This window comes from Nocardioides sp. Z13_37 (genome assembly GCF_058355585.1).
Window position 1 is genome coordinate 203,678 of record NZ_JBZGDV010000005.1, and the last position, 17,999, is coordinate 221,676.

A 17,999-nucleotide genomic window follows, 5' to 3' on the forward strand; every position below is an offset into this window, starting at 1 on the left:
TCAGTACTCGACCGGCGTGGTCCGCTTGCGGATCATGGTGACCTCGTCGCGGTTGTTGCCGATCGGGCCGATGTAGTTGAAGAAGTAGGCCAGCTGGGCGTAGCCGCCCACGATGTGGTTGGGCTTCATCAGGATCCGGGTCATGCTGTTGTGCATCCCGCCGCGCTTGCGGTCGCGCTCGGTCAGCGGCACGTCGATCAGGCGGTCCTGGGCGTGGTGCATGTAGACCGTGCCCTCCGGCATCCGGTGGCTGACGATCGCGCGGGCCGCCACGACGCCGTTGCGGTTGACCATCTCGATCCAGTCGTTGTCGCGGATCCCGACCTTCGCCGCGTCGCGGTCGGACATCCACACGGCCTGGCCGCCGCGCGAGAGCGACAGCATGAACAGGTTGTCCTGGTACTCGGAGTGGATCGACCACTTGTTGTGCGGGGTCAGGTAGCGCACCGAGACGCCGAGCTCGGTCTGCTCGCCCAACGGCACCTCACCGAACAGCGCGGTCATGTCGAGCGGCGGGCGGTAGACCGGCAGCATCTCGCCCATCCCGAGGAACCAGTCGTGGTCGAGGTAGAAGTGCTGGCGCCCGGTCAGCGTGTGGAAGGGCTTCTTGCGCTCGATGTTGACCGTGAACGGGCTGTAGCGCCGTCCCCCCGACTCCGAGCCCGACCACTCCGGCGAGGTGATCACGGGCACCGGGGCCACCTGGGTGTCGGCGAAGGTGATCTGCTTGCCCTCGTGCTCGGCCGCGAGGTCGGCCAGCTCGGCGCCCGTGCGCCTCTCGAGGAAGCGGAAGCCCTGCGTGGCGAGGTGGCCGTTGGAGACGCCCGAGAGGTGCAGCATCGCGTCGGCCATGTGCACGTCGGTCTCCAGCCGTGGCTGGCCGTCGCCGACGCCGCCGTGGACGACGCCGTTGCGCTGGCGCAGGATCTCCACCTCACGCGTCGCGTCGTACGCGACGCCCTTCGTCACCATCCCGGCCCTCTCCAGGAGCGGGCCGATCGAGGTCAGCTTGTCGAAGACCGCGGTGTAGTCGCGCTCGGCGACGGCGATCACCGGCATCGTCCTGCCCGGCACCGGCTCGACCTCGCCGGTCTTCCAGTCCTGGACCACGCCGTGCTCGGTGGCCATCGCCTCGGGGGTGTCGTGCCACAGCGGCTTGGCCACCACGTCGCGACGGGTGCCGAGGTGGTCGACGGCCAGCTCGGAGAACCTCTTCGCGATCAGCTTCCACGCGTCCCAGTCCGACTTGGTCTGCCACGGCGGCGCGATCGCGGGGTTGAAGGAGTGGATGAAGGGGTGCATGTCGGTGCTGGAGAGGTCGTGCTTCTCGTACCAGGTCGCCGCCGGCAGGACGACGTCGCTGAGGATCGTCGACGACGTCATCCGGAAGTCGATCGTCAGGAGCAGGTCGAGCCGGCCCTCCGCAGCCCGGTCCGCCCACACGACGTCGCGGGGCCGCTTGTCGGGCGCCGCCTCCACCGCCGTGGCGGCCGAGTCGGTGCCGAGCAGGTGGCGCAGGAAGTACTCGTTGCCCTTGGCCGAGGACCCGAGGAGGTTGGAGCGCCACAGCGACAGCACCCGGGGGTGGTTGTCCTCGTGCTCCGGGTCCTCGACCGCGAAGCGCAGGCTGCCCTCCTTCAGCTGCTGGGCGACGTACGCCGGGGCCTCCATGCCGGCCGCCTCGGCGTCGTCGGCGAGCTGCAGGCTGCTGCGGTCGAAGGTGGGATAGGAGGGCGACCACCCCAGCCGCACCGACTGGGCCAGCAGGTCCATCACCGTCCGGCCGGCGAAGACGCCCGTGCCGCAGTCGAGGTCGTCGGCGGTGAAGGTGTCGTAGCGGTACTGCGAGGTGTTGACGTACCAGTAGGCCGTCTGGTTCATGTGGCGCGGCGGGCGGTGCCAGTCCAGGGCGAAGGCCATGTTCTGGAAGCCCATGAGCGGGCGCATCTTCTCCTGGCCGACGTAGTGCGCCCAGCCGCCGCCGTTGCGGCCCTGCGCGCCGGTGATCGTGGTGAGCACCAGGATCGCGCGGTAGATCTGGTCGGAGTGGAACCAGTGGTTGACGCCCGCCCCCAGCAGGATCATCCCCCGGCCCTCGGTGTCGATCGCGTTGCGCGCCCACTCACGCGCGAGCCGGGCCACCTGGGCGGCCGGCACCCCGGTGTGCTGCTCCTGCCAGGCGGGGGTGGCCGGCACGGCCGGGTCGTCGTAGCCGTGCGGGTCCGACTCGCTCGTGCGCGGCCAGGTGCCGGGCAGGCCCGGGCGGGCGACGCCGTACTGGGCGAGCATGAGGTCGAGCACGGTGGTCACCACGTGGTCCCCCACCCGCGCCACAGGCACGCCCCGGCGCTCGTGCACGACCTTGCCGCCGGGGGCGTCGAAGCGTGGCAGCACGACCTCGACGGACTCGCGGGTGCCGCCCTCGTGGTCGCGGTACATGCTCAGGGCGGGGTCGATGTCGCCGAGCTCGAGGTTCCACTTCCCGGCTCCCGCCTCGCCGTAGCGGTGCCCGATCGAGCCGTGCGGGATGCGCACCGCGCCGGTCGTGGCGTCGACGACGGCGGGCTTCCACATGGCGTTCTCGCTGGTGCCGCCGAGGTCGCCCTCGACCAGGAACTTGCCGGGGCGGTAGCTCCCGTCGGGCGCCGGCTCGAGGCAGACCAGGTGCGGGAGGTCGGTGTACTGCTTGTTGTAGGCCTCGAAGAACGGCGTGCTGGAGTCGGCGAAGAACTCCTTGAGCACGACGTGGCCCAGCGCCATCGCCAGTGCGCCGTCGGTGCCCGGGGCCGGGCTCACCCACTCGTCGGCGAACTTCACGCTCTCGGCGTAGTCGGGCGCCACCGCGACCACCTTCTGGCCCCGGTAGCGCGCCTCGGTCATCCAGTGGGCGTCCGGGGTGCGGGTGAGCGGGACGTTGGAGCCCCACATCATCAGGTAGCCGGCGTCCCACCAGTCACCGGACTCCGGGACGTCGGTCTGGTCGCCGAACATCTGCGGCGAGGCGTTGGGCAGGTCGGCGTACCAGTCGTAGAACGACAGCATGGGGGCGCCGACGAGCTCGAGGAACCGGGCCCCGCACGCGTAGGACACCGGCGACATCGCGGGGATCGGCGAGAAGCCGGCGATGCGGTCGGGACCCCACCGCTTGACGGTGTAGACGTGGGCGGCGGCGACGATCTCGGTCACCTCGTCCCAGGTGGCCCGCACCAGGCCGCCCTTGCCGCGCGCCTTCTTGTAGGCCCCGGCCTGCTCCTCGTCCTGGACGATCGACCCCCAGGCGACCACCGGGTCGCCGTACTTCTGCTTGGCCGCGCGGAACATCTCGAGCAGCACGCCCCGCACGTAGGGGTAGCGCACGCGGGTGGGGCTGTAGGTGTACCAGCTGAACGCCGCGCCGCGCGGGCAGCCGCGGGGCTCGTACTCGGGGCGGTCGGGCCCGGTGCTGGGGTAGTCGGTCTGCTGCGCCTCCCAGGTGATGATCCCGTCCTTGACGTAGACCTTCCACGAGCACGATCCGGTGCAGTTGACCCCGTGCGTGGACCGCACGACCTTGTCGTGGCTCCAGCGGTCGCGGTAGAAGGCGTCGCCCTCGCGACCGCCGTGGGCGTACAGCGTGCGATCGTCGTCGCTCACCTCCGCCTTGGTGAAGAACCGGCGGCCGCCGATGAGGGCCTTCTGGAGCTGGTTCTCGAGGTCGGTCACGTCGGGCCCTTTCGTGGAGGTCGAAACGCTCAGGCGGCGACGCGGGCAGCGGCGGCCGACGTCGCCGCGGTGCGGCGGACGAGGGTGACGGTCAGCACCAGGGTGAGCGCGGAGGTCACGGCGAGCAGCCACAGACCGATGGCGTAGGAGTTGGTCTGGCCGTAGATCCACCCCATGAGCAGGGGCGGCACGAAGCCGCCGAGCCCGCCTGCCGCGCCCACGAGGCCGGTCACCCCGCCGACGCGGGCGGGCTCGGTGGCCTGGGCGATCAGGGCGAAGGTCGCGCCGGAGCCGGAGCCGAGCGCCGCGGCCATCACCAGGAAGGTGACCGTGCCGAGGGTGAGGTAGCTCCCGTCGGCCGCCGTCACGGGCGGGTTCGGCGCGGCGATCGCCGCGCAGACGGCCACCACGGCGAAGCCGGCGGCGAGCACGGGGATGGAGCCGAGCCGGTCCGACAGCCATCCGCCGACGGGTCGCATCACGACCGCGACCACCACGAAGCCGGCCATCCGGTTGGCCGCGTCGGCGGGCTCGAGCCCGTGGGCGGTCTTGAGGTAGGTCGGCAGGAACACCGAGAACGCGACGTAGCCCCCGAACGCGACCGCGTAGAGCACGCTGGCCTGCCAGGTGATCGGCAGGCGGGCGTTGGCCGACACCCGCGCGGCGAGGCTGGTGCTCGGCGCGACGCGGCCGGGTGCGTCCCGCATGACCACCCAGGCGACCACCGCGTAGACCGCCAGGACCCCCGCGGTGATGAGGAAGGGGGCGGTCCGCCCGAGGTCCTCCCAGAGCGGGACGGTCGTCAGGGCGCTGATCGCCGTGCCGCCCATGCCGGCACCGAAGATGCCGACCGCGAGGCCGCGCTTCTCGGGCGGGAACCACGCGTTGACGAAGGGGACGCCGACGGCGAAGGCCGTGCCGGCGATGCCGAGGAAGAAGCCGCCGATCAGCACCAGCGCGTAGGAGTCGAGGGCGAAGAAGGCCACGAACAGCACCGGCACGATGGACACGCCGGACACGATCGGGAACATCAGCCGGCCGCCGTAGCGATCGGTCAGCGCCCCCACCACGATGCGCCCGAGCGAGCCGACCACCACGGGGACGGCGACCATCAACGACACCTCGGACTGGCTGAGCTTGCCGAGCGGGCTGTCGGCACCCTGCTTGAGGAAGAGCGGGCCCAGGGGGCTGATCAGCGCCCACGCCCAGAAGTTGACCGCGAAGCCGATCGTCGCCAGGGCCAGCATCACCCACGGGTTCCCCGGGCTCCGGGGTGCGGTCGTGGCGCTCATCGTGTGCTCCTGGTGGTGGAGGAACCAACCGATACCCACCGGACAGCTCGGGCTCTGTGCGATGTGCTCCCGAAGTTACGCGCGCCGCGATCAGGGTCGCTAGGGCCTCACTGCCGGGGCCGGACCACCCCTTCGCACCCCCGTGGCGCCCGTTGGGCCCGGGCCGATCGGCCCGGTCCCCCAGGTCGAGGCGGCGCGTCCTGACGCCGAGACGACGCCGAGTCGGCGCATCCTGCACGCGATGGGTGTCAGGATGCGCCGACTCGGCGAATCACTCGGGGTCGGTGCCCTTCGCAGGGCCCGTCACTGCGCGGCGTCGAACGCCTGGTCGTAGAGCGCCTCGAGCTCGGGGGAGGCCTCCGCGGTGAAGCCGCAGAGCGTGACCCGGTCGCCGTCGGCGCTGACGAGGTAGGTGCGTCCCTCCTCGAAGTCGACGGCCATCAGGAGGTCCTCGAGGGCCTTGCTCGGCGCCTGGACGACGACGGTGGGCGTCTCGTCGCCGGCGTACCACTGCTCGACCTCGAGCGTCGCCGTCCCGTCGGCCACCGAGGTCACGGTGCCCTCGAACGCCGTGTCGAACGTCGAGAGGACCTCCGGGGAGGGCATGGCGCACTTGCCGGCGCTCGAGCCGTCGACCGTGAGGACCAGCGGCTCCGCGGTGGTCTCGGACGGGGACTCGGCCTGGGTCGTGGACTCGCTCGCGGTCGGCTCGGACGTGGGCGCGCCGTCGTCCTCCGCACCGCAGCCGGCGAGCGTGAGGGCGAGGACGAGGCCCGCGGCCGCTGCGGGGAGCAGGTGGGCCGGGTGGCGTCGGGTGGTGTGTCGGCTCATGGCGGGCATCCCTTTCGTCGTACGGGCGGCGCGGGCCTCCCGTTCTCCGGTCCGACGTGGTGGCGGGTGGCCGGGTTCCCCGGCATGGCTCGCGGCGGGGTCACGGGCTCGGTCGTTGCGCCGTCTCGATCTCATCCTCCTCCTCGACCCGGTTCGCCAGTCGGCCGACGCCCGGATCCTGCCGAGGATCTCGTTGAGCTCGCGGAGACGTCGAACAGGTCGTGGAGGTCGGGCCCCACACATGCAACAGGGCCCCCGCCGGAGCGGGGGCCCTGCTGGTGGAGCTGGTGGAGCTGGTGGACCTGATCAGTCGATCAGAAGTCCATGCCGCCCATGCCACCCATGTCGCCGCCGGGCATGGCCGGCGTCTTCTCGGGCTTGTCGGCCACGACGGCCTCGGTGGTGAGGAACAGCGCGGCGATCGACGCGGCGTTCTGCAGCGCCGAGCGGGTGACCTTGGCCGGGTCGATGATGCCCTCGGCGATCATGTCGACGTAGTCACCGGTCGCGGCGTTGAGGCCGTGACCCGCCTCGAGGTTGCGCACCTTCTCGGCGACGACGCCACCCTCGAGACCGGCGTTGACGGCGATCTGCTTGAGCGGGGCCTCGGTCGCCTTGCGGACGATCTCGGCACCGGTCGCCTCGTCGCCGGTGAGCTCGAGCTTGGCGAACGCGACGTCGGCGGCCTGGACGAGCGCCACGCCACCGCCGGCGACGATGCCCTCCTCGACGGCAGCCTTCGCGTTGCGAACGGCGTCCTCGATGCGGTGCTTGCGCTCCTTGAGCTCGACCTCGGTGGCCGCGCCGACCTTGATGACGGCCACGCCGCCGGCCAGCTTGGCGAGACGCTCCTGGAGCTTCTCGCGGTCGTAGTCGGAGTCGGACTTCTCGATCTCGGCGCGGATCTGGTTGACCCGGCCCTCGATCTGGCCCTGGTCGCCGGCACCCTCGACGATGGTGGTCTCGTCCTTGGTGATGACGACCTTGCGCGCCTGGCCGAGCAGCTCCAGGCCGGCGGACTCGAGCTTGAGGCCGACCTCCTCGGAGATGACCTGGCCACCGGTGAGGATGGCGATGTCCTGCAGCATGGCCTTGCGGCGGTCGCCGAAGCCCGGGGCCTTGACGGCCACGGAGCGGAAGGTGCCCTTGATCTTGTTGACCACCAGGGTCGAGAGGGCCTCGCCGTCGACGTCCTCGGCGATGATCAGCAGCGGCTTGCCGGACTGCATGACCTTCTCGAGCAGCGGCAGCAGGTCCTTGACCGTCGACACCTTGGAGTTGGCGATGAGGATGTAGGGGTCCTCCAGCACGGCCTCCATGCGCTCGAGGTCGGTCGCGAAGTAGGCCGAGATGTAGCCCTTGTCGAACCGCATGCCCTCGGTCAGCTCGAGGTCCAGCCCGAAGGTGTTGGACTCCTCGACGGTGATGACGCCTTCCTTGCCGACCTTGTCCATCGCCTCGGCGATGATCTCGCCGACGGTGGTGTCTGCGGCGGAGATCGAGGCGGTCGAGGCGATCTGCTCCTTGGTCTCGACGTCCTTGGCCATGGCGAGCAGCTGCTCGGACACGGCGGCGACGGCGGCCTCGATGCCGCGCTTGAGACCCATCGGGTTGGCGCCGGCCGCGACGTTGCGCAGGCCCTCGCGAACCATGGCCTGGGCCAGGACGGTGGCCGTCGTCGTGCCGTCACCGGCGACGTCGTCGGTCTTCTTGGCGACCTCCTTGACCAGCTCGGCGCCGATCTTCTCGTAGGGGTCCTCCAGCTCGATCTCCTTGGCGATCGAGACACCGTCGTTGGTGATCGTGGGGGCGCCCCACTTCTTCTCCAGGACGACGTTGCGGCCCTTGGGGCCGAGGGTGACCTTGACCGCGTCGGCAAGGGTGTTCATCCCTCGCTCGAGGCCGCGGCGGGCCTCCTCGTTGAAAGCAATCAGCTTGGCCATATCGCGTGCGATTCCTATCGACATGAGTCTGTGTGTCGACGCCGGGCGGGCTGCCCGCGACGGACGATCCGCTCCGCCGGCGATCCATTCACGCCGGCTTCTGCAGACCTCAGCGTCACCCAGGTCGTTGTCACTCTCGTGACGAGAGTGCCAACCTCATGTTTAGCACTCGCACCGGGAGAGTGCAAACGCTGCGAGTCGGGCCGAAGGCCGCTCGTCGGCTCGACATCCTGCGCACGAGCGAGTCGACCGAGCTGCTGGCCTGGTCCTTCTCGGGTAGTCAGGGACGGCCTGGTCGGTTCTCGACCCGCCGACCTACCTGTATGTCCCTGACTACCCCACGGGCGAGAGGCGCCTACTCGATGAGCCGGACGGGCTCCCCGTCGATGACCGCGGTCCACGTGGTCGAGTCGTTGACCGGCTTGCCGGGGCCGAAGTTCACCTCCACCCGGAACCAGCACCCTCCGGGACTCGTCACCGCGCACTCGTAGGTGCTCGGGATCGGCACCCGGATCTCCTGAGTCTTGCCGTTCCAACCCGCAGCGCTCGAGATGCCGGAGATCTGGCAGTGGACGAGAGGGCCCGTCACCTTGCCCGATCCTCGACAGTTCGGGATCGATCCAGTCATGTTCGAGTCCGTCGGGGCAAGCACCCGCATTGTTCCGCCATTGGCGCCCTCACCGACGTCGAAGAAGCTGAACACCAGCGTCTTCGAGGCCGCCGCGGGAATGACGCGGACCAGATTGAACTGTGTGGTCGCGCCATCTGCGTTGGCGTAGATGGCCATGCGCTCGTAGGCAGACACCGAGACCGCTCCGGCCGGGAGGGATCCGGAGACCGGGTAGGCGCGGATGGCGAAGCGGTTGGCACCGTGCCCGCGGACCGACGTGTTGTCGGCCGCCTCGAACACGGCCGCGTTCCCCCTGTACCCCCCGTTGGGGTCCGGGCTTGAGGTGTTCAGGGCGACGTTGGTCCGCACCTGAAGGTAGTAGTCGCCGGGATGGGAGGGCGTGAAGTCGCAGAACGTCACCCACTGGTGGAACAGACGAGCGACGTTCGCGTCATAGGTCGCGTGCGTGCTCCGCAGTCGATCTCGCGTGGCGGCGGCCTTCTTGTAGCCGGGATACTGGCGCGCACAAGCGGTGATCGGGGGCGCAACACGCGGGTCGTTCGTGATGGTCGCCCCGCGGAGTCCGAACGACGTGACCGGCGCCGTGCCCGACGACGACGAGAGCACGTCGCCGGTGCAGAACTCGTTCGTGTCGGTCTGCGACTGCACCTTGTAGCGGGTCCTGGCGTCGTGGACGAACGGGTTCCAGCTGTCGGCGGTCGGAGTGCCTCCCCCCGGCCCCGCCTCGCAATAGTCACCTTGCTCCACGAAGGCCGGGTCGAAGAGCTGGATGCGCACCTGGCGTCCCACCGCGGACGGAGCGATGCGGACGATGTAGAAGTAGCCCCGCGGGTCGAACTCGTTGTTCGTGGTGCCCGAGCATCCGGACGTGCCACTGGCGCACGTCCGAGTCATGAAACGGTCACCATTGTCCTTCGGCCAGTCGGGCCCGCCGATGTTGGCCCAGAACTCAGGGTTGGTGGAGCAGCTCGCGTATGGCGGCGCGGAGAGCTTGCTCCCGGCCGGGCCGAGCATGGGTGTGCCCGGCGGTTCGTTGGCGAAGGTGTTGCACGGACTGCCCATGGGCGCCGGTCCGTTGTAGTCGGCGACGGCGGAGCGCGACATCACCGAGTCCGTGACCCCGAACGTGCTAGCGAAGGCGTTGTCGACACGTGAGCTCACTGTCACCTTGAGCTGCGTCGGCTTCGCCCCGACCTCCACGTGCACGCTGGTCCTACCGCTGTTGGGGAAGCCGTTGTCCTCCGCGATCTCGCGAGCCCGCGCGGCAGCGAGGTCGAAGTCGTCGGGCATGAAGGTCACGCCGGCGGTGGCGGCCGCGTCGGCCGCTGCCTGCACGCGCTGGATCTCCACGTAGAGACGAGCGATGTCGACGCTGACCGCACCCAGGGGCAGAGCGATGAACGAGAAGAAGAGCGCCACGAGGAGGGCCGTCGCCCCGACCTCGTCACGCCGCTGGAGCAACCGCTTGAAAGGCCTCACCATCATCCTCGTCACGGGTGCTCCCCGGGCGCACAGAGGTCGTTCTCCAGCGGCTCGAACTTCATCACGGTCCGCTCGGTCATCTCGGTGTCGCCACCCATCAGCCCGCTCACCAGGCCGGTGAACCACTTGTGGTCCGCGCGCAGGGCGACGCCGACCGCGTCCCCGTCCGCCGCGTTGACGCAGGCGTTCACCGAGCTCGACGCCCACGACCCGCTCGAGAAGCGGAACTTGCCCAGGCCGGCGTCCCACACGTACTTGACGCACTTGGCCGGACAGCTCGTGGGGATGCTCGAGCCCGTGCCGGGGAAGCCCTGGGCGTTCGCCTTGTAGACCATCACCCACTGGATGTCCTCGGCGCTCATCGCCGTGCCGGCGGTCTGCATCGTGTCGGCCGCCAGCTGGGCGAAGCGCGGGGCGGACGCCGGGCTGCACGGCGGCGGACTGGCGCTCGCCTCGCAGGTGCCGGGGCCGGCATCCGCCGCAGCTGACGCCGTGCGAGCGCCCGCGCGCACGCTGCTGCTCATCGACACGTTGTCCTTCATGAAGAGTGCGAGCTCCAGCGTTCCGAGCATGAAGAGCAGCAGGATCGGGACGACGAGGGCGAACTCGACGGCGGCGGCACCTCGTTCTCCGCGTACGCGCTGTCGCGACTGTCCCATGACGTTCCTCCCATGGTGCCGCGCACCCTCGCGCAGCGACTTGTCGACCTGCCACTGGGGCGGTGCCATCAGGCGCCGCAGACAGGTCGACTCATCATCGGGGCAGGAGCGTGGTCACCGCGCCGCCCAACGAGACCTTTCACATAGCCCGTTCGGGCTATCTTTCCGCCGCCCGGACACCGGGTCGCACCCGCGCGTCCGTCAGCACTGGAGGCGGTCCACCAGCAGGTCGGCGAAGGGCTCGGCGTTGGCGGGCGAGACGTCGAGGTAGAGCCCGGGCTCGATCAGCTCGAGCTCGCTCACCACCCAGTCGCCGTCCCAGCGCAGCAGGTCGACGCGGAGGTAGTCGATCAGGCGGCCGAAGCGCTCGCTCATGGCGTCGTGGGCCCGCGCCACCAGGTCGGCGACGTCGCCGGTCGCGACGGGGCGCACACTGCCGCCGAACTCCTCGTTGACCCGGACGTCACCCTCGCCGGGCCGCTTGTCGAAGCGCTGGCCGACGCGGCCGTCGAGGACGTAGACCGACGCCTCCCCGTCGGTGCGGATCGACTCGACGAGCGGCTGGACGACCCACGGGCCGTCGACCTCGGGGTAGTCGGGGTGGCTGCGCACCGGCCGGCCCAGGCGCGGGTCGTCGGGGTCGGTGACCACCAGCAGGCCCGCTCCCCCGGCTCCCACCCGCGGCTTGACGACCGCCGTGCCGAAGCGGCGTACGCCCTCGGCGAGCTCGGCGCGGTCGTCGGCGAGCAGGGTCGGCACGGCCGGCAGGTCGCCGAGCTCGGTCAGGTAGCGCTTGTCGTGGTTCCAGGCGAACACGTCGGCGCCGTTGAGCAGGCGCGACTGGTCGAGGGAGGCCGCCCAGGCGAGGAAGTCGCGGTGGCGGGTGACGTAGTCCCAGGTCGAGCGGACGGCGACGAGCTCGGCCGCGTCCCAGTCGACCGCGGGGTCGTCCCACCGCGCCCAGGCCGCGTCCAGCCCGCGCTCGCGCAGGACGGCGTCGAGGACGCCCGCGCCGGGCTCCCCCTGCGGCAGGTCACCGCTGGTGGCGAGCAGGACGCTCATGCGGGGTCGGAGCCGCCGGCGGCGTCGGTGTCGGTGTCGTCGGGCAGCTCGGAGGCGCCGTAGAGCTCGTGGGCGACCCGGTCGCGGTTGGTGCCCTCGCGGTTGTCGCCCTTCTCGATGATCACCAGGTTGTGGTAGCAGTGCACGGCCCGGACCCACTGGTCGGTGTAGGTGGGCTCGTAGCCCTCGAGCAGGAACTCCTCGTGGTTGAGGCCGTCGATGAGGTCCTTGACCAGATCCATCGACGTGCCCGGAGCCCGCGGGTCGAACTGGCCGCCCCAGGCGGGCCAGTAGGACGTCTGGATGTCCTCGATGCAGTAGATGGCCCCGTCGGGCAGCAGCGGGAACAGGATGCGGAAGGACTCACGGACGTGGGCGGGGATGTGGCTGCCGTCGTCGATGACGACCAGCGGGGCACCCTGCTCGTCGATGATCCGCTGGAGGATCTCCGGATCGGTCTGGTCGCCCAGGTAGGTGTGGATGTGGCCCCGGGTGAGCCACGACTTGTCCTCGATGTCGAGGCCGACGATGCGGGCCTTGGGGAAGAACCAGCGCCACATCTTCATCGACGCACCACTCTTGCGGCGCTTCTTGTAGCCGCCGATCCCGAGCTCGAGGAGCGTGAACGACTCGCCGCGCAGGTGCTGCAGGTGGCGCTCGTAGTGGGGGGTGTAGCGGTGCACGCCCCACTTGTCGGTGCGGAACTCGATGGCGAGCTCGGTCAGGTTGCTCGCCAGCAGCCGGCGACGGCGCTCGGCCTTGGGGTCGAGCGGCTCGGGCTCGGCAGGCACGGGCGATGCCTGCATCCGGCCTGCCTTCCTGGCCGCCTTCTTGACGGCCTGGCTGGCTCGTCGGGCAGTGGTGCGCACCCGCGAACCCTAGCCTGACCCACCCACCCCGAGCGCGATCCCCGCACCGCACGCCCGGCTCCACGGGGCGTACGACGCCCACTGGGGCGGGTCGTGCCCGAACGGCGGCGCGAGATGGGTCGATGTACTCAGGACAACCCGCGCGGTCCACGCCACGGTAGGGCCATGACCGACACCTCCTCCTCCACGACGGCGCCGCCTCCCGCCCCCCGAGCGGTCGCGCCGCGACAGCTCGTCTGGCTCCGCGGCGAGATCGCGGCCTGGACCGCCGAGGGGATCCTCACCGAGGAGCAGGCCGCGCGCCTGTCCTCGCGCTACCGCTCCGATCAGCACGCCCGCGTCGGCGTGGGTCGCGCCCTGCTCTACCTCGGCGCCGGCTTCGTCGGCGTCGGACTCGTGTGGCTCGTCGCCGCCAACCTGGACCAGCTCTCCCCCGCGGTTCGCTTCGCCACCGTGGCGGCGCTGTGGCTCGGGTTCCTGGTGGGCGGCGAGGCACTGGCCGCGCGGCACGCCTCGCGGCCGCTCGTCGGCGCGTTGCGGCTCCTCGCCGCCCTCGGCGCCGGCGCCCTGGTCTTCCAGGCGGCGCAGTCCCTGCAGGTCCCGGCCTACGAGCCCCGCCTCGTCGGCCTGTGGTCCGTGGCGGCGCTCCTCCACGCCTACCTGGCCCGGGCCCACATGCCGTTCCTGGTCGGCGTCGCCACGGGCGTCACCTGGTGGTTCATGCAGCCGCTGTGGGACGCGCAGGACGCCACCACGGTCGTCGTGCTGCTCGGGGCGGGCTCGGTCCTCGCCGCCGCGCTCGCGGTCCTGCACGACGGCTGGGTCGATGCCTTCGCGTGGACCTGGCGCACCGTCGCCGGCGGCGCGGCCCTGCTGGCCCTGTTCGTCGCCGCGATCCCCGGCGTCGGCGGCGACGGCCCGGCCTGGTCGACCTGGCTGGTGCTCGCCCTCGCCCTGGCCGCAGTCGCGACGGTCGCCGCCAGCGTCGTCCGGCGTGGGACGCCGGTCCTGGAGCCGCTCGGCGCCCTCGCGGTCCTCCTCGTGGCCGTGGCGCTCAGCCTCTGGGACACCGGCGCCGACACCTCCGACGTCGACGGCGCCGACTGGGCCCGCGCCGCGATCTCGATCCTCGCCTACGTCGTGCTGGCCGTGGCCCTCGTCGCCATCGGGACCGTGCGCGAGCACCCGTCGCTGACCTGGATGGCGATGCTCGGGCTGGTCGTGTTCACGACCTTCCAGAGCTTCGCGGTCTTCGCCCCCATCGTCACCGGCGCCTGGCTGTTCGTGGTGCTCGGCACCGTCTTCCTCGGCACCGGCTTCCTGTTCGACCGGGCCCGCCGCGAGCTCGCCCAGGCCCTCGACGCCGTCGAGGCCGCCGCACCGACCACCCCGAAGGGAACCGACCGATGACCCGCAGCCTGTCCCCCGCCCTGACCACCGCAGTGGTGGCCGTGTGCCAGCTGGCCCTCGTTGGTGTGGCCGTGGCGCCGCAGCTCTCGGCCCGGCTGGCGGGCGACAGCTACGTCGTGCGGGTGGCACCGCTCGACCCCATCGACCCGTTCCGCGGCGCCTACGTCGCGCTGGACTACCCCGACCTGCGCCTCGACGCGCCGGACCGCGGCGAGTCGGGCGACGTCTACCTCACGCTCGTCGAGGACGACGGGGTGTGGGTCGGCGACCGGTGGTCGCGCACCCGGCCCGACCGGGGCCCCTACCTCGCGTGCGAGGACCGGTCGTGGCAGGTCCGCTGCGGGATCGAGAGCTGGTTCCTGCCGCAGGACCGGGCGCAGGAGATGGAGGACCGGCTGCGCGACGGCGCGCTCGCCGAGCTGCGCATCGACTCGCGCGGCAACGCCGCCGTCGTCGACGTACGAGCGCCCTGACGCCCGCGGGCGGTCGTCGGAGCGCCCTCGGCTCAGCCCCCGGCGACCGCCGGGATCACCGAGATCTGGACCCCGTCCGGGGTGGCGGTCTGGAGGTCGTCGAGGAAGCGGACGTCGTCGTTGCCGACGTAGACGTTGACGAACCGCCGCAGCTGGCCGGCCTCGTCGAGGATGCGGCCCTTGATGCCGGCGTAGCTCGCGTCGAGGTCGTCGAGGACGGCGGCCAGGGTGGCGCCCTCGGCGCTCACCTCCGACTCACCGCCGGTGTAGGTGCGCAGGATCGTCGGGATGCGGACGGACACGCTCATGCCTTGATCTTCCTCTCAGAGCACGCCGGACGCCACGAAGGCGTCGTAGGACGGTGCGATGGTGGCGGCGGGTCCGACGCGGTCGGCGACGGCGTCGAGGGTCTTGAGGCCCATCCCGGTGTTGATGACGACGGTCTCGAGCGAGGTGTCGAGCTGCCCGGTCTCGACGAGCTTCTTGAGCACGCCCACAGTGGTGCCGCCCGCGGTCTCGGTGAAGATGCCCTCGGTGCGGGCCAGCAGCAGGATGCCCTCGCGCACCTCCTCGTCGGTGACGTCCTCGACGGCGCCGCCGCTGCGGCGGCAGATGTCGAGCACGTAGATCCCGTCGGCCGGGTTGCCGATCGCGAGGCTCTTGGCGATGGTGTCGGGCTTGACCGGGCGGATGGCGTCGGTGCCCGCCTTGTAGGCAACCGACACCGGCGAGCAGCCGGTCGCCTGGGCGCCGAAGATCCGGTAGGGCTTGTCCTCGACGAGGCCCAGCGCGACCAGCTCCTGGAAGGCCTTGTCGACCTTGGTGAGCTGCGAGCCGGAGGCCACCGGGATGACGACCTGGTCGGGAAGCCGCCAGCCGAGCTGCTCGGCGATCTCGTAGCCCAGCGTCTTGGAGCCCTCGGCGTAGAAGGGGCGCACGTTGACGTTGACGAACGCCCAGCCCTCCTCCTCGCCCGCGATCTCCGAGGCGAGCTTGTTGACGTCGTCGTAGTTGCCGTCGACGGCGACGAGACGGTCGGTGTAGACGGCCGAGTTGACCTGCTTGGGCTTCTCGAGGTCGCTGGGGATGAAGACGACGGTCGTGATCCCGGCGCGGGCGCCCGCGGCGGCGACGGCATTGGCCAGGTTGCCGGTCGAGGGGCAGGCGAAGACCTTCGCTCCGAGCTCGCGCGCCGCGCTGAGCGCGCAGGCCACGACTCGGTCCTTGAAGGAGTTGGTGGGGTTGGTCGAGTCGTCCTTGACCCACAGCTTGTCCAGACCGAGCTCGCGGGCGAGGTTCTTCGCCTCCAGCAGGCGGGTGAAGCCCGGCTCGGTGTTGGGGCTCTGCTCGATGTCGGACGGCACCGGCAGCAGCGCCTTGTAGCGCCAGATGTTGGGCGGGCCGGCCGCGATCTCCTCGCGGGTCACGGCCGGGAAGTCGTAGGCCACCTCGAGCGGCCCGAAGCACTCCGGACACGCGTACGACGGGCCCAGGACGACCTCGTGGCCGCACTCGCGGCAGGCAAGGGCGCGGGCGTTGCCGAAGGCGCGCTCGCGGAACCGGGGCGACTCGGTGGTGCTTTGGTCCAGCAGGGTGCTCATGAAGTCCTCCTTCTCATCTGTCCCCGCGACTCTCGCTGGGGTCGGATTTGGCACCTGCTCCCGTGACTGCCGGAGGGGTGTCCGGACAGGAGGCACACGGGTGGTTGCCGGGACTTCGTCGGGCCGTTCCCTCAGTCCCTCGTGATGAGCACGCTCAGCCTAGGCAGGCCGTCTCACCATGTGCACATCGAGTCCACGATGTGGTCACGTCGGAGGCCGAGGGATGGTCAGGCGAGCGAGGGCGCCGTCAGGGCGGACAGCAGCTCCACGACGCCCGGAGGCCCGTCCACGATCACGTCGGCCAGCCGGACGAGGGCGGGCTGCTCGGTCGAGGCCGAGCACACCACGAGGCCCGGCAGCCCGTCGGCCCGCAGCGCGCGCACCGCCTCGAACGCCTCGACGTCGCCGAGGTCGTCGCCGGCGAAGACGACCCCGGTCGCCTCCTGCTCGGCGACGAACGTGCGCAGGGCGTGGCCCTTGTGCATGTCGGACGACCTGATCTCGATCACGTTGCGGCCGGGCTCGATGCTCAGCCGGTGGCGCTGGGCGAGGGCGGCGATGGGCTCGACCAGGCGCGCGAACGCGCCGGCCGGGTCGTCCATCCGCCGGGTGTGGACCGCGACCGCGAGGCCCTTCTCCTCGACCCAGGCGTCGGCGGCGCCGGCGCCGCGCAGCACCGCGGGCAGCTCGCGCTCGAAGCTGGCGAGGCCCGCCGGGGGTCGCGGAGACCTGATCCTCGGCTCGGTCGCCGACCAGCGCTCGTTGCCGTACTGGCCGAAGACGAAGAGCTCGGCGCCGCGGTCGAGCATGGCGTCGCCCAGCGCGTCGAGGTCGCCCATCGCGATCGCCTGGCGCGCCGGGCGCCCGGTGATCACGGCGACGGCGCGCACCGCCTCGGCGACGTCGAGCAGTACGCCCGGCGCCGCGGGGTGGAGCCGGGCCGCCTCGGGGTCGTCGACGACCGGCGACAGCGTCCCGTCGAAGTCGAGGCCGACGACCGCGCCGGCGAGGACGTCACGCACGGCGTCGTAGTGGGCGCGCGCGTCGTCGGAGGTGAACTCCATGGGGTCAACCCAACCATGCGACGCGCCCGCGCGCGGACGTCGTCCGCCCCCCGCCCGGGATCGGCACGCCGGGTCGGGTCAGCGGGGTGCGTCGGCGGTGAGGATGACGGTGAGCCGATCGCGCTTCATCACGCCGACGGCGGGCACGGTGCGCGTGATGCCGAGGTCGAGCGCGAGCTGCTTGCCGGCCGCCTTGAGCCGCGGCGGGAAGTAGACCGTGCTGGTCGGGATCAGGCCCTGCCAGTTGTCCTCGCCGACCACGGCCCAGCCCACCCCCGTCGCCTTGGCGGCGGTCTCCGCGGCGAGGCCGCGGATGCCGGAGTTGTTGTAGACCTCGACGTAGACCTCGCCGCGCTTGACCTGCGGCTTGGGCTTGGGCTTCGGCTTCTCCGACGGCGCCGGGGCCGGCTCGGCCGACGGCTCCTGGCTGGCGCTGGCGATCGTGGCGGTGTCGACACGGCGCTCGGTCGGCGCCTGGTCGCGGGTGGCGACGAAGGTGATCGAGGCCATCGCGACGGCGATGACCGAGAGCATCACGAGCGGCGACGGGAAGGCGACGCCGCGCTCGTCACGACCACGCGACGGCGTGCGGCCGGGGCTGGGGCTGGGGCTGGGGAAGGAGGTCATGGGGAAGGTGACCAATCGTGAGTGGGCGGGTGCGGCGTCAGACTTCGAACCCGAGCCGCCGCGCGGAGCGCTGGCGCTGCCGGGAGGCGCGCAGGCGGCGCAGCCGGCGCACGAGGAGCGGGTCGGCCTCGAGGGCCTCGGGACGGTCGATGAGGGCGTTGAGCACCTGGTAGTAGCGGGTCGAGGACATGTCGAACTTCTCGCGGACGGCCTGCTCCTTGGCGCCGGCGTACTTCCACCAGTGCCGCTCGAACTCGAGGATGTCGCGGTCGCGCTGGCTCAGCCCGGCCGCAGTCTCCTGCTCGGCTGCGATGTGCTTGGCGGCGTCCATGTGCCATCTCCTCCTCGACCCC

General features: G+C 71.2%; 15 protein-coding genes and 1 riboswitch. Of the genes, 2 read left to right on the top strand and 13 right to left on the bottom strand.

Annotated features, from left to right (window positions below):
• The 8 genes from AC4H2S_RS13855 to AC4H2S_RS13890 form a co-directional block, all read right to left on the bottom strand.
• Positions 1 to 3,702: a nitrate reductase subunit alpha gene (locus tag AC4H2S_RS13855; RefSeq protein WP_491497562.1), complete on the bottom strand. Its 3,702-nt coding sequence runs from the start codon at positions 3,700 to 3,702 to the stop codon at positions 1 to 3.
• Positions 3,703 to 3,731: 29 nt separating this feature from the next.
• The gene (locus AC4H2S_RS13860; RefSeq protein ID WP_491497563.1) at positions 3,732 to 4,994 is read right to left on the bottom strand and encodes an MFS transporter; all 1,263 of its coding nucleotides are present in this window, start codon (positions 4,992 to 4,994) and stop codon (positions 3,732 to 3,734) included.
• 303 nt (positions 4,995 to 5,297) lie between these two features.
• Positions 5,298 to 5,825 carry a hypothetical protein gene (locus AC4H2S_RS13865; protein WP_491497564.1) on the bottom strand — a complete coding sequence of 176 codons (528 nt, stop codon included), beginning with the start codon at positions 5,823 to 5,825 and terminating at the stop codon, positions 5,298 to 5,300.
• Positions 5,826 to 6,139: 314 nt separating this feature from the next.
• Positions 6,140 to 7,768 carry a chaperonin GroEL gene (gene groL / locus AC4H2S_RS13870; protein ID WP_491497565.1) on the bottom strand — a complete coding sequence of 543 codons (1,629 nt, stop codon included), beginning with the start codon at positions 7,766 to 7,768 and terminating at the stop codon, positions 6,140 to 6,142.
• Between the two features lie 355 nt (positions 7,769 to 8,123).
• On the bottom strand, positions 8,124 to 9,884 hold the full coding sequence (locus AC4H2S_RS13875) for a hypothetical protein (protein ID WP_491497668.1): 1,761 nt from the start codon (positions 9,882 to 9,884) through the stop codon (positions 8,124 to 8,126).
• A gap of 5 nt (positions 9,885 to 9,889) precedes the next feature.
• On the bottom strand, positions 9,890 to 10,540 hold the full coding sequence (locus AC4H2S_RS13880) for a TadE/TadG family type IV pilus assembly protein (protein WP_491497566.1): 651 nt from the start codon (positions 10,538 to 10,540) through the stop codon (positions 9,890 to 9,892).
• A 201-nt stretch (positions 10,541 to 10,741) separates the two neighbouring features.
• Positions 10,742 to 11,602 carry an ATP-grasp domain-containing protein gene (locus tag AC4H2S_RS13885; protein ID WP_491497567.1) on the bottom strand — a complete coding sequence of 287 codons (861 nt, stop codon included), beginning with the start codon at positions 11,600 to 11,602 and terminating at the stop codon, positions 10,742 to 10,744.
• Positions 11,599 to 12,471: a hypothetical protein gene (locus tag AC4H2S_RS13890; protein WP_491497568.1), complete on the bottom strand. Its 873-nt coding sequence runs from the start codon at positions 12,469 to 12,471 to the stop codon at positions 11,599 to 11,601. Before AC4H2S_RS13890 ends, AC4H2S_RS13885 begins: the two co-directional genes overlap by 4 nt.
• A gap of 165 nt (positions 12,472 to 12,636) precedes the next feature.
• Between AC4H2S_RS13890 and AC4H2S_RS13895 the strand changes: the two genes are divergently transcribed.
• Both AC4H2S_RS13895 and AC4H2S_RS13900 read left to right on the top strand, forming a co-directional pair.
• Positions 12,637 to 13,881 carry a DUF2157 domain-containing protein gene (locus AC4H2S_RS13895; protein WP_491497569.1) on the top strand — a complete coding sequence of 415 codons (1,245 nt, stop codon included), beginning with the start codon at positions 12,637 to 12,639 and terminating at the stop codon, positions 13,879 to 13,881.
• Entirely contained in the window at positions 13,878 to 14,354 is a 477-nt protein-coding gene (locus tag AC4H2S_RS13900; RefSeq protein WP_491497570.1) for a GDYXXLXY domain-containing protein, read from the top strand. Before AC4H2S_RS13895 ends, AC4H2S_RS13900 begins: the two co-directional genes overlap by 4 nt.
• A 32-nt stretch (positions 14,355 to 14,386) precedes the next feature.
• On the opposite strand, the gene AC4H2S_RS13905 is transcribed toward AC4H2S_RS13900, so the two are convergent.
• The 5 genes from AC4H2S_RS13905 to napA form a co-directional block, all read right to left on the bottom strand.
• Complete coding sequence (locus AC4H2S_RS13905) at positions 14,387 to 14,662, bottom strand: MoaD/ThiS family protein (RefSeq protein WP_491497571.1); 276 nt, start codon at positions 14,660 to 14,662, stop codon at positions 14,387 to 14,389.
• A 15-nt stretch (positions 14,663 to 14,677) separates the two neighbouring features.
• Positions 14,678 to 15,955, bottom strand: coding sequence for a threonine synthase (gene thrC, locus AC4H2S_RS13910; protein WP_491497572.1), 1,278 nt, complete (start codon positions 15,953 to 15,955; stop codon positions 14,678 to 14,680).
• Positions 15,956 to 15,965: 10 nt separating this feature from the next.
• A riboswitch (SAM riboswitch) is annotated at positions 15,966 to 16,106 on the bottom strand.
• Between the two features lie 76 nt (positions 16,107 to 16,182).
• Complete coding sequence (gene otsB, locus AC4H2S_RS13915; protein WP_491497573.1) at positions 16,183 to 17,019, bottom strand: trehalose-phosphatase; 837 nt, start codon at positions 17,017 to 17,019, stop codon at positions 16,183 to 16,185.
• A gap of 78 nt (positions 17,020 to 17,097) precedes the next feature.
• Entirely contained in the window at positions 17,098 to 17,646 is a 549-nt protein-coding gene (locus tag AC4H2S_RS13920) for a LytR C-terminal domain-containing protein (protein WP_491497574.1), read from the bottom strand.
• A gap of 37 nt (positions 17,647 to 17,683) precedes the next feature.
• On the bottom strand, positions 17,684 to 17,977 hold the full coding sequence (gene napA, locus AC4H2S_RS13925; RefSeq protein WP_186340256.1) for a nucleoid-associated protein NapA: 294 nt from the start codon (positions 17,975 to 17,977) through the stop codon (positions 17,684 to 17,686).
• Between the last annotated feature and the right edge of the window lie 22 nt (positions 17,978 to 17,999).